Below are 13,119 nucleotides of genomic sequence, written 5' to 3'. Positions count from 1 at the left end.
GGCCGAATGGCGTGAGACAGGCATGCATCGTATTTCTAGAATCAGCGGACGTCGAGACATACCACAACAGCGCGGGCAGCCCTCAGCGACACCGGGCCGCCACGCCGCACAGAGAGCCCGCACCATGACCAAACCGTCCGCCCCGCCCTTGCCGGCACGCCACGGCGAAGCCGCCTTCGGCATCCTCGGGGCCATCAGCACCTCGCACTTCATCAACGACATGATGCAGTCGCTGATCCTCGCCATGTACCCACTGCTGAAGGGCTCCTTCCATCTCAGCTTCGGGCAGATCGGCCTTATTACCCTCACCTACCAGCTGACCGCGTCGCTGCTGCAGCCGCTGATCGGCCTGTACACCGACAAGAAGCCGCAGCCCTATTCGCTGCCCTTCGGCATGGCCGCCACCCTCCTCGGCCTGCTGCTGCTCGCCTATGCGCCGAGCTACGAGGCCGTGCTGCTCGCCGCCGCCTGCGTCGGCACCGGCTCGGCCATCTTCCACCCGGAATCCTCGCGCATCGCCCGCCTGGCCTCGGGCGGGCGGCACGGGCTGGCCCAGTCGGTCTTCCAGGTCGGCGGCAACACCGGCAGCGCCGTCGGCCCGCTGGTGGCAGCCGCCGTCATCGTGCCCTTCGGGCAGCACAGCGTGGCCTGGTTCGGCCTTACCGCGGTGCTCGGCATCGCGCTGCTGGTGCAAGTCAGCCGCTGGTACGCCACCCACCACATCGCCGGCGGCGCACGCAGCCGCCCACCGGTGGAGTCGCCCTATCCGCGCAAGGTGGTGCTCGGCGCCGTGGCGGTACTGCTGGTGCTGATCTTCTCGAAGTACTTCTACATCGCCGGTCTGAGCAGCTTCTACACCTTCTACCTGATCGAGAAGTTCGGCCTGTCTGTGCAGAGCGCCCAGGTGCACCTGTTCGCCTTCCTGTTCGCATCGGCGGCCGGCACCATCCTCGGCGGCCCTATCGGCGACCGCGTCGGCCGCAAGCCGGTGATCTGGGCGTCGATCCTCGGCGTCGCCCCCTTCGCGCTGATCCTGCCCCACGCCGACCTGTTCTGGACCACCGTGCTGACCATCGTCATCGGCCTGGTGCTGTCGTCAGCCTTCTCGGCGATCCTCGTCTATGCGCAGGAACTCATGCCCGGCAAAGTCGGCATGGTGTCCGGCCTGTTCTTCGGCTTCGCCTTCGGCATGGGCGGCCTGGGCGCCGCCGTACTGGGCCTGCTCGCCGACCAGACCAGCATCGACGCCGTCTACCACGCCATCGCCTACCTGCCGCTGCTCGGTATCGTCGTGGCCCTGCTGCCGAAGAGCCGGCGCGCCGCGACGCAGCCCTAGTGGCTGATGCACAACGCGTTGATCAGGCCCACTGCGATGGAGAGCGTCGCCAACAGGATCGCCGGCGCGGTGTCGCCGGCCTCGATCTGCGCCGCCTTGCTGCGCAGCACGAGGAAGACGGCGAACTGCACCACGCCGGTGATGACCGCCCACAGGACCATCTCCGGCAGGCTCTGGGTGTAGTAGATCGAGGACAGCAGCGGGAAGGTGAAACCGAGGATGGCCCCCGACAGGGAGATCGCCGCCGCCTGGTTGTTGCGGCTGATCAGTTCGAACTCCCTGTAGGGCGTGAGGTGGACATAGGCCACCACGAATACCGCCAGCAGGACCACCGCTGCGGCGAAATAGCTGATGAATGCAAGAAAGGCGCTCACGGCTCGTCCTTATTCGAAGTAATGGGGCACGAAGTTGCTCATGTTGGTGGTGATCGGCGAAACGTCCTCACGGATGCACATGCCTGCCGGCTCGCCGCCGACGATCCACGCACCGAGCACCGGATACTTGCCGTCGAACTCGGGAATGACCGCTAGCCCCTGGTAGACGACGCCCTCCGCACCATAGGGGCCGGCATCCTGGGCCAGCAGACGCCCGTCGGCGTAGAGCGCCACATTGGCGCCCTCGCGTGAATACAAGGGCTTGCGCGCGTAGGACTTGAGGCGTCCCGGCTCGAAATAGGCCGGCAGCAGGTTGGGATGGCCGGGACACAGCTCCCACAGCAGCGGCAGCAGGCCCTTGCAGGCCAGCACGGACTTCCAGATCGGCTCGACGAAGCGCGTGCCGCCACCAACGATGTGGCGACCGAAGTCCTCGCGCATCAGCCACTCCCACGGATAGAGCTTGAACAGCGTGTCGATCGGCTGTCCGTCCAGATCGACGAAGCGCCGGCGCACGGCATCCCAACCGATGTCCTCGACATGGATGTGCCGTGCCTCGCGCCCGGCCTGCACCACCACGTCCTGCATGTAGGTGGTACATACCCAATCCTCCTCGTTGCCCCGCAGGGAGGCCAGGTGGACTACCCCTGTGCCGGGCAGGTGCTGCCATTGCGCCACCAGGCGTTCGTGGAGCGAGTTGAACTGGTCGGCATCCGACCGGCAGTCCTCCAGCCAGTACCACTGGGCCACCGCCGATTCGAGCAGGGAGGTTGGCGTGTCGGCGTTGTACTCCAGCAGCTGCGGCGGATTCACACCGTCATAGGCCAGATCGAAACGGCCGTAGAGGCTGAATTCGTCCTGCGCCAACGAATCCGCCACAGCCTTGTGGAAAGCCTCCGGAATGCCCAACTGCGCCAGGCGCCCATCGGCAACGGCGCGGCGGGCGGCAGTCACGCACATGGCGTGCAGTTCCTGCGTGGCGGCTTCGATCTCGTCCACCTGGGCCGCCGTGAAGCGGTAGCAGACATCTTCCTTCCAGTAGTTGTCCCACGAATGGAAGGACAGGCCGACGGCCTCCAGCCGCCGTCCGAAATCGGGACGCGGTGAAATGGGCAGACGCTCCATCGTCGTCAGCCCCCCGCCGAGAAGCCGTGAGCGGAACTGCCGAAGCCGCCGCGGCTCACCGAACTGACCACCGTTCCGTGCGCCGTCGACGGCGCACCGCGGCTGAGGTAGGAATCGCTGACGACCCGCGTCTCCCCCGATGGCGAGACGGCAACCGGATGCCCCGCCGAACGGTCCCAGTAGTAACGGGGCCCCGCATAGGTCGAACTGTTGCCACGGGCATTTGAATTGTTGCCATGACCACCGCCGGCGCCACCATCCTCCTGGCAGTTGCGGGGGTCGCGCCCCCAGTCCTTCTCGCAGGCCTCCCGGCCGGCATAGAAGTCCTGCTTGAGTTCCTGCACGTCACCGCCGCCGTCACAGCCGGCAAGCAAGCCTGCGGTGCCGATCACCAGCAGGGGAATTCTCTTAGACCGCTTCAAGTTCGTGCTCCCTCATGGCCGACGACAGCCGAAAATTCTTGAATGACAACGCCCCCGCCGGGCCGGGCTGCCAGTCCGTCAGCACGCCGGATACCGTTCCAAGGTATGGACGGGCCACCGCCAGCACACACGCGTGATCCATCGACTCTGCCTCGACCACGCCCGCCGCCGGATGCGCCAGCATCCAGTCCAGCGCGCCGAGAATGCCAGCCACCACCTGCAGGGACGTCGCCGTGTTGTGGGGCGCCAGCGCGCGGGCCTCGTGGAGGCAGAGGGTCGAGCCGTACCAGTAAGCCCCGCCATCGAAGACGAACAGGACACCCAACTGATCGAAGCCATTCGTGAGCTCGTCCCCCAGCACCCGCTTGTGGTGTGGCGACAGGAAGCTGTTGGCCGTCCAGCGTTCCAGCGAACGGGCCGCCGCAGGACACGGCCGATAGGCGTAATAGACGGTGGGACGATGGACGGTCCTGCCCGCGTCGTTCCGCAGGGTCAGCAAGGCGGCCAGGGACAGGGCTTCGTGATGGGTGATCAGCCAGGCCGACTGCTCGCCGCAGGACGGCAGCCAGGACTTCACGCGGACCTCCGCGCCATGGGCATCCAGATGGATCGCTCCCGACTCATCCGCCATCCGATGGGCATCCGACGGCAAACAGGGCTCATGGCTGCCCCAGCCGAGTTCCGCGCACTGCCAGGCTTCGGAAAGGAAACCGTCCACCGACCACGTGTTATGGAAGCCCCCGGCTGGCAGCACCGTGCCGGCATGCTGGGTGTCCCGCTCGGCAATCTGCACGACCCGGACGCCCAGCGCACACGCCAGCCCGGCCCAGGAAGGACGTGTCTGGACAGGAATGCCGCGGATCGACGCCAGTTCCAGCAGCCCTTCCTTGGCCAGATGGCTGATCAACCCCGGATTGGCCCCATGGGCAATCACGGCCGTCGGTGCACCAGGCACATGCATCGCCAGCGCAGCCTTGCGCAGTGCGTGGTTGGTCGTGCTCGCATCCGCCGCGGCATAACCGCCGGCCCAGGGCTCGATGCATGTATCGAGGTAAAGTACCCCGTGCTCACGACACCAGCCCATCAAGGCCAGCGACGACACCTCGACGGAAACGTTAAGCAGCACATCCCCCGGCCGCAGACGGCCGTGCAGGATCTCGCGATGGTTGTCCGCTGTGAGCGGCCGGTTTTCGAGGCAGATGCCGAAAGCGTCGGCCACCGGCCGGCCGCGCTCATCTGCGGCAATCGCCGCGATCTTCGCCGCCGGCAGCCCGGAGTGCCGCAGCAACAATGGCAGCAGCGCCTGTCCGACACTGCCGAAGCCGATCAAGAGGATACGCACCGCATCGCCCGAAAAAATGACGAGCGGATTATAACGTGAGCACGACGGCGGCTACCGCAAACTGGGCGCCGCCGACCGGACCGCTAAACCGCCCGATCGGCAGCCCCCAGAATCACCACATCAGGTCGTCCGGCACCTTGAAGTCGGCGTAGGGATCGTCCTCGTCCACCTCGGTGGTGGCCCGCTTGATCTCCACGACGATGGACGGATCGCGCTCGGCGATCTTGGCGGCGATGATCTTCGGCACCAGTTCGGTCACGTCGCCGCGGCAGATGATCACCAGGTGCCCGGCAACGATGTGGTCGCGCACCTTGGCCGACACGTAGACCCGCTTGATCTTGTTGTCGTGGGTGAAGTTGTAGGCGATGTCGCCGCCGCCCTTCTGCTGGCGGTTCTGCTGCACCATCTGGGCGATCTGTGCGGCGATCGCCTTCTGGGTAGCCGCCGCATCGCGCTGGGCGTTGAGCTCGCGGGCCCGCTCGGCGTTCTTGCGCTGGGCTTCCTGCGCCGCCACGCGCGCCTCGTCGACACTCTCGGTGCCGGTACGCCGCTCGATCTTCTGCTGCCGGGTCTTGTCCTGGTGGACCTTCTTGGCCTTCTTCGGGTCTACCAGACCGGCCTTCAAGAACTGTTCCTGCAAAGACGCCATCTGCGCCACTCCGTCTAATAAGGTGATTAGGCCGCGCTGCAAGTCCGGCCGAAAAGAGAGCGGCAGCATAACAAAAAGTCGCCGCCGCCAGCCCGCGCATGTTCTGCGCCACACAAACTCATGCACCATGCGCCCATGAACGATACGGACCTGCCCCGCCTGTCGCTGCTGGCCGCCAGCTGGCTGCTGTTCGGCGCCCTCCACAGCCTGCTGGCCGGGACGACCCTCGAACGCCTGTTCGGGCGCCACGGGCGGCTCGCCTTCAACCTTCTCGCCGTCATCACGATTGCCGCGCCGCTGGCGCTCCTCGCCGGCCTGCCTGCCACGCCGCTGTTCGACGAGCCCGCCTGGCTGGTCTGGCTGCGCAACGGCCTCGGCGCCGCCGCGGTGCTGGGTTTCATGCACACGCTGAAGTTCTACTCGATGCCGGCCTTCCTCGGCCTGCGCCAGGAAACCTGGCCGCTGACCTTCAGCCCGTGGCACTGCCGGGTGCGGCACCCGTGGTATTTCCTGATGCTGGTGTTCATCTGGACGCGGCAGATGAGCGCGCCCTGGCTGGTCTCGGCGCTGTGTATCAGCGCCTACCTGGTGGTCGGCAGCCGCATCGAGGAGAAGCGCATCCTGCGCCGCCACCCCGATTCCTACGGGGCCTATCGCCGCATCGTGCCAGCCCTGATCCCCTGGCGCGGACGAGCGCTGGACGAAGCCACCCGCCACCGGCTGGAAGCCCGGGCCCTGGAAGAAAGCTGAGCGCGCCGCGCTGCCGCCGGTGCGGCTCAGGAATGCGGCGTCTCGGGCACCGCGGCCGATTTGCGCAGCCACTCCAGCAAGGCCGCGAACAGCGTCTCCGGGTCCACCGGCTTGGCCACGAATCCGTCCATGCCCGCCTCCGCGCAGCGCAGCCGGTCTTCCGCAAAGGCGTTGGCGGTCAAGGCCAGGATCGGGACGCGCTTTCCTTCCGTCAGTTGCCGGATGCGCCGTGTCGCCTCGAGGCCATCCATGTTCGGCATCTGCATGTCCATCAAGATCAGCGCATAGTCCTGGCTGCACACACGATGGAGGGCTTCGGCCCCGTCCTCGGCCACATCGGCCTGCAGGCCAGCGTCCTCCAGCATCGACAGGGACACCTCGCGGTTGACCGGGTCGTCCTCCGCCAGCAGCACGCGCGCGCCGGCAAAGTCCCGCCGCAAGATCTGCTCGGCGTCGTTGCCTCCGGGCACGCTGTCCTGATGGACCGCATTCACCGCCTTGCGCAGGCGCACCGTAAGCCAGAAGGTGCTGCCCTTGCCGAGCTCGCTCGTCACGCCGGTTTCGCCCCCCATCAGCTCGACCACGCGCCGGGTGATCGCCAGCCCGAGGCCGGTCCCGCCGTGCTTGCGGCTGATCGAGTTGTCGGCCTGTTCGAAGGCAGAGAACAGGCGCGGGATGACATCTGGCGCGATGCCGATGCCGGTGTCGCTGACCTCGAAGCGCAGCAGGCTGTGCTCCGGCCCGTCCTCGACGAGGAGGGCCCGCAGCACGATGCGGCCGGCGGCGGTGAACTTCACCGCATTGCCGAGATAGTTGAGCAGGGCCTGCTGCAGGCGTGTTCGGTCCCCGAGCAGCCCGCGGGGCATCGGCGGAATGTCCGTTTCAAGCCGCAGCCCCTTGGCCTTGATGCGTCCCCCGATCATGCTGACGACGTTGTCCGTCAGCTCCTCGACATTCAGCGCGGCCTCATCCAGCTCGAACTTGCCGGCCTCGATCTTGGACAGGTCGAGGATCACATTGACCACGTCGAGCAGATGCGCCCCGGCCGCTTCGATCTTGTCCAGCTTGTTGATCTGCGGCGCCGTCGCGCCGCCGCGGCGCAGGACATGCGCCATGCCGATGATGGCGTTCAGCGGCGTCCGGATCTCGTGGCTCATGTTGGCGAGGAAGGCGCTCTTGGCGACGTTCGCCGTCTCCGCCTGGTTCTTGGCCCAGGTCAGTTCTTGGGTGCGTTCCTCGACGAGCCGCTCCAGATGATCGCGGTGCTGGGCGAGCTCATCCTGGATCGCCTTCGTCTCGGTGATGTCCATCGCCAGCCCCTCGATGAGGATGTCGCCCGCTTCAAGCCGGATCCCGATGGAGCGATCGAAGAACCAGCGCCAGCGGCCTGCGCTGTCGCGGATGCGGTATTCCAGGCTGAAGGGCGTCTGCTCGGAGAGCAGCCGGGAGATGGCCGCCCCGACGCGTGGTTGGTCCTCCGGATGGATCGATTCGGCCCACAGGAAAGGATGGGACAGCAGGTATTCCATCGAATGGCCGAAGACATCCACCGCGCGCGGCGAATAATAGATGCCCCCGCGCAGCACGGAATAGGTGTACGCGATGTCCGGCAGGCTCTCCACCAGGTGGCGGTAGCGTGCCTCCCGCTGTTCGAGGATGGCCTCCGCCTGCTTGCGCGGCGTGATGTCGGTATGCGTGCCGCACATGCGTAGCGGCCGGCCGTCCTCGTCCCACTGCATCACCCGCGCCTGATCGAGAATCCACTTCACGCTCCCGTCCTTATGGAGCATCCGGTACTCGATCCTGTGCATCTCGGAGTGCCCCTTGAGGACGGCGTCGATGGAGTTCCACGCGCGCTCACGATCATCGGGGTAAATAAAATCGGTCCACTGCTGGGTCGTGCGCTGGATCTCCTCATGGGTATAACCCAACATCACGGCCCACTGTCTGTTCCGCTCGACCGTGCGGGTCTCCAGGTTCCAGTCCCAGAAGCCGAGCTCGGCCCCTTCAAGCACAAAACGCAGCTGCTTCTCGCTGTTTTCCAGCGCCAGCTGGGAGAGCTTGCGCTGCGTGATGTCGTGGCCGATGCCCAGCACACCGATGAGGCCGCCATTCTCGTCGAGCATCGGAATCTTGGTGGTTTCGAGGATCTCCCGATGCCCGTCCGACGCGAAGCTGATCTCCTCCTCGTTGACGCTCGGCCCGTTCCTTTCCATGGCCCGCCGGTCATGCTCACGGAAGAAGTCCGCCAACGCCTTGCCGACAAAGTCGTAATCGGTCTTGCCGATGACCGCCTTCTCCGTGGCCCCAAAGAACCGCTCGAAGCGCTGGTTGCAACGCAGATACACGCCGTCCCGATCCTTCAGCCAGACAAGGTCGGGAAGCGTATCGATCAACGTGCGCAGAAAGCTGCGTTCATTCGACAACTCCCGCTTGGCGATCACCTGCGGCGTGATGTCGCGAGCAATCGTCGACGCCCCGACGATCGTGCCATCGGCATCCCTGATGGGCGAAATCGTCACCGACACGTGGATGATCGTGCCGTCCTTGCACACTCCCCGCGTCTCGTGATTGCTCACAGTCTCGCCGGCGAGGATATGGGACAGGATCTCCCCGCCCCCCTGCAAGTCCGCCGGAAACAGCATGCCGGCGGATTGTCCCAGCGCCTCACCTGCCGAATAGCCGAAGATCGTCTCCGCCGCCGGGTTCCAGCTGGTGATGGTGCCGTCCAGCGTCTTGCCGATGATCGCGTCCCAGGACGAATTGATGATGGCCGCTGCACTCTGCAAGGCCTGGTTGGCCTGATGCATCTGCAACCGGGCCAAGCCCATTTCCCCCATGATCTTGGCCAGGTCGGTCAGAAAGGTCATGATCGACTGCACTTTTTCGCGCGAGAAGACCGGGGTTTTCTTCAGCGCTTCGAGATAACCCTGTTCCTCGATGCCGAACTCGTGGGCCTGGCGGATGAAATACGGCAGATCCGGCTTCTCGAAGAAGAACTGGCCCGTGAACAGGTTGGCCACGTGCTCGCCGGCAACCTTGATGGGCACCGCCACATCAACCAGCCCGTTGCGGCAGTTGTAGACGTTGTAGGTTTCACCCTCCTTCAGCCGGCCCGCCAGAATGGTGTCGCTCTCGAGGCAACGCTGCGCCGTCCCCGAATTGCAGCGGTGGAACTTGGTACAGACGTCCTGCCAGCCCGTCGCCACCAGCACTTCGCCATCGAGCTCGAGAATCGCGGTGACGGCGCCTGTCGCCGCCGTGAAGCTCTCGCACAGCGCCTTCAACTGCTTGACGTCAACAAGCTCGGCAAATTTCATTGGGGCGGACCTATCCAGAAGGTATCCAACGAGCGATTGCATGCCCGCAGGCCTGGGCCGAAGACTTCACTGGAGCAATTCGGCTGAGCGCCCATTTTTCGGCCAGGGACTGGAGCGAGTCAAGGAGAGTCTCCACACGCGGATGAAGGGTCTGCCTCGCCACGGCCCCCGAGCAGCGGGCAGGCCTCAAGCGCCGGGTTTCAGGCCCGCCGATCCGGTGGCTTGCCGTGCTGCCGGAAGGCCTTCCACAGCATCAGGTCGTAGCCGATCTTCAACACCCCGCAGGCCACCAGCGGCGCCGCCAGCCAGCCGGCGGCAAACATCGCCCCGCCCACGGTCGGACTGATGGCGGAGGCCAGGCTCCGCGGAACCGCCGTGAAGCTCGCCGCGGCGGCACGCTCCGCCGGCGTAACCACCTCCATCACGAAGGCACTGCGGACCGGCACGTCCATCTGCGACAGCAGCGACCTCACGAACAGCAGCGCGAAAGCCAGCGGCAAGCTCGGCACGAAGGCCGCCGCAATGAGGCACAGGCTGGCCGGAATATGCGTGAACACCATCGTGTTCACCAGGCCGATACGCTCGGCAATCCTGGGTGCGATGAGCTGCGACGCGGCGGACAACAGCCCAGCCCAGAAGAAGAAGCGCCCGGCGGCCAGCAGCGACAGGTCGAAACGCTGGAAGAACCACAGGGCCATCAACGCGTTGATGGCCAGGCCGCCGGCGAAGGAGTCCACCGAGAACAGCAGCGCCAGCCGGACAACCACACCCTTCGATTCGCCCAGCGGCTGCGGCGCCACCACGCCGGACTCCGGCCGCGTCACCGGCAGCCGTCGATACAGCAGCCAGACGACGCCGCCAACCAGCCCGTAGAACGCGAACATCACGCGGAAGGCGGACAGCCGTTCGATGCCAAGCGCTGCCACCAGCAGCTGCGGCACGCCGGACGCCAACGCGCCAAGCGCGGCGAACAGCGCCCCCAGCAGGGAATAACGCGCGAACACGGTCGTGCGCGCGGTGCCCTGGCTGGACTCCGCCAGGCGGGCATGTTCAAGCGGCAGGAACACGCTGACGTCCCCGGAACTCGGATTCAGCGTGCCCACGAAGGCCACCAGGAGCAGCGGCCAGAAGGCCGACAGACAGGCGAAGGACAGCCCCGTCGCCAGCATCAGCAGCGCCGTCCCACGCAGCAGGCGCCGACCCGGGAAACGGTGACCCCAGCCCCCCACCGCCAGTGTGGCGAATGCTGAGCCCAGCAAGGTTGCCGTACTGAGGATGCCCACATCCAGCGTGCCGAAACCGAGCGCCAGCAAGTAGGCCGGCAGCAGCACCGCCACGTAGCCATCGGCAAATGCCCGCAGCGCCTTGCCCACCAGCAGCGGCAGCACCGCCGCATCGACGCCCGCAGGCAGCAGCAAACGACCGAGCACGTCAGCCTCCGCAATCAGCCGGTGTCATCGCGCGCCTGTCGCCGCTCACAGGAAGGTCTTCACCAGGAAGCCGATGAGCGCGCAGCCGCCGATGACGTGGATCACGTTGGCCTTGAAGCGGAACAAAGCGATGGCTGCACCCACCGCGATGAGGGCTGACACCCACTCGAAGGCGCCCTCGAAGCCCTTCGGCCACAGCACGTGGTAACCGAAGAACAGGGCCAGGTTCAGGATCACCCCGACCACCGCCGCGGTGATCGCCGTCAGCGCGGCGGTGAACTTCAGGTCGTTGTGGGTCGTCTCGATGAAGGGGCCGCCGATCAGGATGAAGATGAAGGACGGCAGGAAAGTGAACCAGGTGACCAGCGTCGCCGCGGCCGCACCGGCCAGGAACAGGCTGTCCGGGCCGAACACCGCCTTCACGTAACCGCCGACGAAGCCGACGAAGGTGACGACCATGATGAGCGGCCCCGGCGTCGTTTCACCGAGGGCGAGACCGTCGATCATCTGCGGGGCGGTCAGCCAGCCGTAGTGCCCGACCGCCCCCTGGAAAACGTAGGGCAGCACCGCATACGCGCCACCGAAGGTCAGCAACGCGGCCTTGGTGAAGAACCAGCCCATCTGGGTCAGGGTGTGGTCCCAGCCGTAGCCGGCGGCCAGCAGCCCCATCGGCACCAGCCACAGCAGGCCGCCGATGAGCGCCACACGGAGCAACTTGTGCCAGGCGAACAGGGCGTGCACCGGCGTCGGCGTGTCGTCGTCGATCAACGCGCGGCCAAAGGACTTGTCCGCCTTGCCGTGCCCGCCCCCGGCCTTGAACTTGTCCGGAGCGATACGACCACCGAAGTAACCGACGGCCGCTGCCGCCGCGACGATAGCCGGGAACGGCACATTAAGAGCGAAGATGGCGACGAAGGACGCCGCCGCAATCGCCCACAACGCGTTGTTCTTCAGCGCGCGGGCGCCGATGCGGTGCGCCGCCTGCACGACGATGGCGGTGACCGCCGGCTTGATGCCGTAGAACAGGCCCGCCACCAGCGGCACATCACCATACGCCACATAGACCCACGACAGGCCGATGAGGATGAACAGGGACGGCAGCACGAACAGCCCGCCGGCCACGATGCCGCCCCAGGTTCTGTGCATCAGCCAGCCGATGTAGGTGGCGAGTTGCTGCGCCTCCGGCCCGGGGAGCACCATGCAGTAATTGAGCGCATGCAGGAAGCGCCGTTCGGAAATCCAGCGCCGGCGCTCCACCAGCTCCTGGTGCATGATCGCAATCTGCCCCGCCGGGCCGCCAAAGCTGATGAAGCCGAGCTTCAGCCAGAACAGGAAGGCCTGCCAGAAGCTGACTTCGGCGGGCGGCTCGTCACGGGGCTCGGTCTTGGCGGTCAGGGTCGTGTTCATGCTTTCGGGCCTTTCTCGAAGGAGGCCAGGAGTCCGTCGAAGAGGCTGCCGGCCACCGCCAGCAGCCGGTCATCGTCGCGGAGGATGTCACGCAGGCCGGCCAGGGCGCTCTCGATGCCCGCAGCCTCCGGCGGTTGCACGCCGCCGACGTCCAGGAAATGGACCAAGGCGCCCATGCGTTGCAGGGCCGGGCTTTCGAGACCGAAGCTGGCCAACAGCACCTCGAAGCTCACCCGGGCACCGACATGGGTGAAGGTGGCGCCGTCGAAATCGAAGCCCAGCGCATCGGCGGGACAGTCGGTAGCCGACGGCAGCCACAGGATGGTGGCCTGCGGATCGATGAAACGACGAATCAGCCACGCGCTGGCCAGCCGATCCACCCAGGGGCGGCGGCGCGTCGCCCAGCATCGCCCCTGATAGTCCGCGATATTCAGGCGGGCGACGGGGTCGTCCATCGGCTGCGGCTCATCGGGGAACAGGGCGCGGGCCGCCCGCTGTTCGAAGTCACGCAAGGCCTCGTCGGCCTGCCGCTGCGCTTCTCCGGCAAAGAAGTCGATGGCCGCCAGGTTGGCGAAGGTCTTGCGCAGCTTGCGCGCTTGCTTCAGCGCCTCGTTCGCCGTGTCCGGAGCGAGGCCGTCCCGGGCAATCGCGATGTCCCTGAGCAGATCGGCAAAGTCGGCGCTGCGGTCGAACAGGGCCACGAAGTTGCCATCGCCCGGCTCTTCGAGGCGGGCCACCAGCGCGGTCCCTTCCGCACCGCGAATATCCGTGGCGACCGCATCCAGCGTGCCCCGGCAATCCTCGCGTTCCGGCATCAGATAGACGCCATCCCGCAGGACGGCCGCGCCCGACGCCTTGAGGCTGCGCCACGCACGCATGCGGGCGGTGGCGTTCTCGGTGGGCAGGCTGGTGATGAGTGCAATCCATGTGTTCATGAATACACACTACATTAACGTCAACTACT

Annotated in this window: 11 protein-coding genes; 2 read left to right on the top strand and 9 right to left on the bottom strand. The window is 66.2% G+C overall.

Going from position 1 to position 13,119, the window contains the following annotated elements:
* Window positions 1-124 precede the first annotated feature (124 nt).
* On the top strand, window positions 125-1,336 hold the full coding sequence (locus AC3QL2_RS15775; protein WP_493231428.1) for an MFS transporter: 1,212 nt from the start codon (window positions 125-127) through the stop codon (window positions 1,334-1,336).
* Here AC3QL2_RS15775 and AC3QL2_RS15770 read toward each other — a convergent pair.
* The 5 genes from AC3QL2_RS15770 to AC3QL2_RS15750 all read right to left on the bottom strand — a co-directional run bounded on the left by AC3QL2_RS15770 (window position 1,333) and on the right by AC3QL2_RS15750 (window position 5,248).
* A complete protein-coding gene (locus AC3QL2_RS15770; RefSeq protein WP_493231426.1) occupies window positions 1,333-1,710 on the bottom strand; it encodes a DUF350 domain-containing protein in 378 nt (125 codons plus the stop codon). The genes AC3QL2_RS15775 and AC3QL2_RS15770 overlap by 4 nt on opposite strands.
* Before the next feature lie 9 nt (window positions 1,711-1,719).
* A complete protein-coding gene (locus AC3QL2_RS15765) occupies window positions 1,720-2,835 on the bottom strand; it encodes a glutathionylspermidine synthase family protein (protein ID WP_493231424.1) in 1,116 nt (371 codons plus the stop codon).
* 5 nt (window positions 2,836-2,840) lie between these two features.
* Window positions 2,841-3,257: a hypothetical protein gene (locus AC3QL2_RS15760; RefSeq protein WP_493231423.1), complete on the bottom strand. Its 417-nt coding sequence runs from the start codon at window positions 3,255-3,257 to the stop codon at window positions 2,841-2,843.
* Window positions 3,244-4,599, bottom strand: coding sequence for a saccharopine dehydrogenase NADP-binding domain-containing protein (locus AC3QL2_RS15755; RefSeq protein ID WP_493231422.1), 1,356 nt, complete (start codon window positions 4,597-4,599; stop codon window positions 3,244-3,246). Before AC3QL2_RS15755 ends, AC3QL2_RS15760 begins: the two co-directional genes overlap by 14 nt.
* Before the next feature lie 112 nt (window positions 4,600-4,711).
* Window positions 4,712-5,248, bottom strand: a complete 537-nt coding sequence (locus tag AC3QL2_RS15750; protein WP_493231420.1) for a DUF2058 domain-containing protein — start codon at window positions 5,246-5,248, stop codon at window positions 4,712-4,714.
* 135 nt (window positions 5,249-5,383) lie between these two features.
* Between AC3QL2_RS15750 and AC3QL2_RS15745 the strand changes: the two genes are divergently transcribed.
* Window positions 5,384-5,998: a methyltransferase family protein gene (locus AC3QL2_RS15745; protein ID WP_493231418.1), complete on the top strand. Its 615-nt coding sequence runs from the start codon at window positions 5,384-5,386 to the stop codon at window positions 5,996-5,998.
* A gap of 26 nt (window positions 5,999-6,024) precedes the next feature.
* Here AC3QL2_RS15745 and AC3QL2_RS15740 read toward each other — a convergent pair whose 3' ends face one another.
* From AC3QL2_RS15740 to AC3QL2_RS15725, 4 genes are all read right to left on the bottom strand, one after another.
* Entirely contained in the window at window positions 6,025-9,318 is a 3,294-nt protein-coding gene (locus AC3QL2_RS15740) for a PAS domain S-box protein (RefSeq protein WP_493231417.1), read from the bottom strand.
* A gap of 200 nt (window positions 9,319-9,518) precedes the next feature.
* On the bottom strand, window positions 9,519-10,748 hold the full coding sequence (locus tag AC3QL2_RS15735) for an MFS transporter (RefSeq protein WP_493231415.1): 1,230 nt from the start codon (window positions 10,746-10,748) through the stop codon (window positions 9,519-9,521).
* A gap of 45 nt (window positions 10,749-10,793) precedes the next feature.
* On the bottom strand, window positions 10,794-12,155 hold the full coding sequence (chrA, locus tag AC3QL2_RS15730; RefSeq protein ID WP_493231413.1) for a chromate efflux transporter: 1,362 nt from the start codon (window positions 12,153-12,155) through the stop codon (window positions 10,794-10,796).
* Window positions 12,152-13,090, bottom strand: coding sequence for a chromate resistance protein ChrB domain-containing protein (locus AC3QL2_RS15725; RefSeq protein ID WP_493231412.1), 939 nt, complete (start codon window positions 13,088-13,090; stop codon window positions 12,152-12,154). Before AC3QL2_RS15725 ends, chrA begins: the two co-directional genes overlap by 4 nt.
* Between the last annotated feature and the right edge of the window lie 29 nt (window positions 13,091-13,119).

It is taken from the genome of Zoogloea sp. GW822-FHT05C07, from assembly GCF_058800215.1.
The sequence above is the reverse complement of the archived record's forward strand: the minus strand, read 5'-3'. Positions and strand labels throughout refer to the sequence as shown.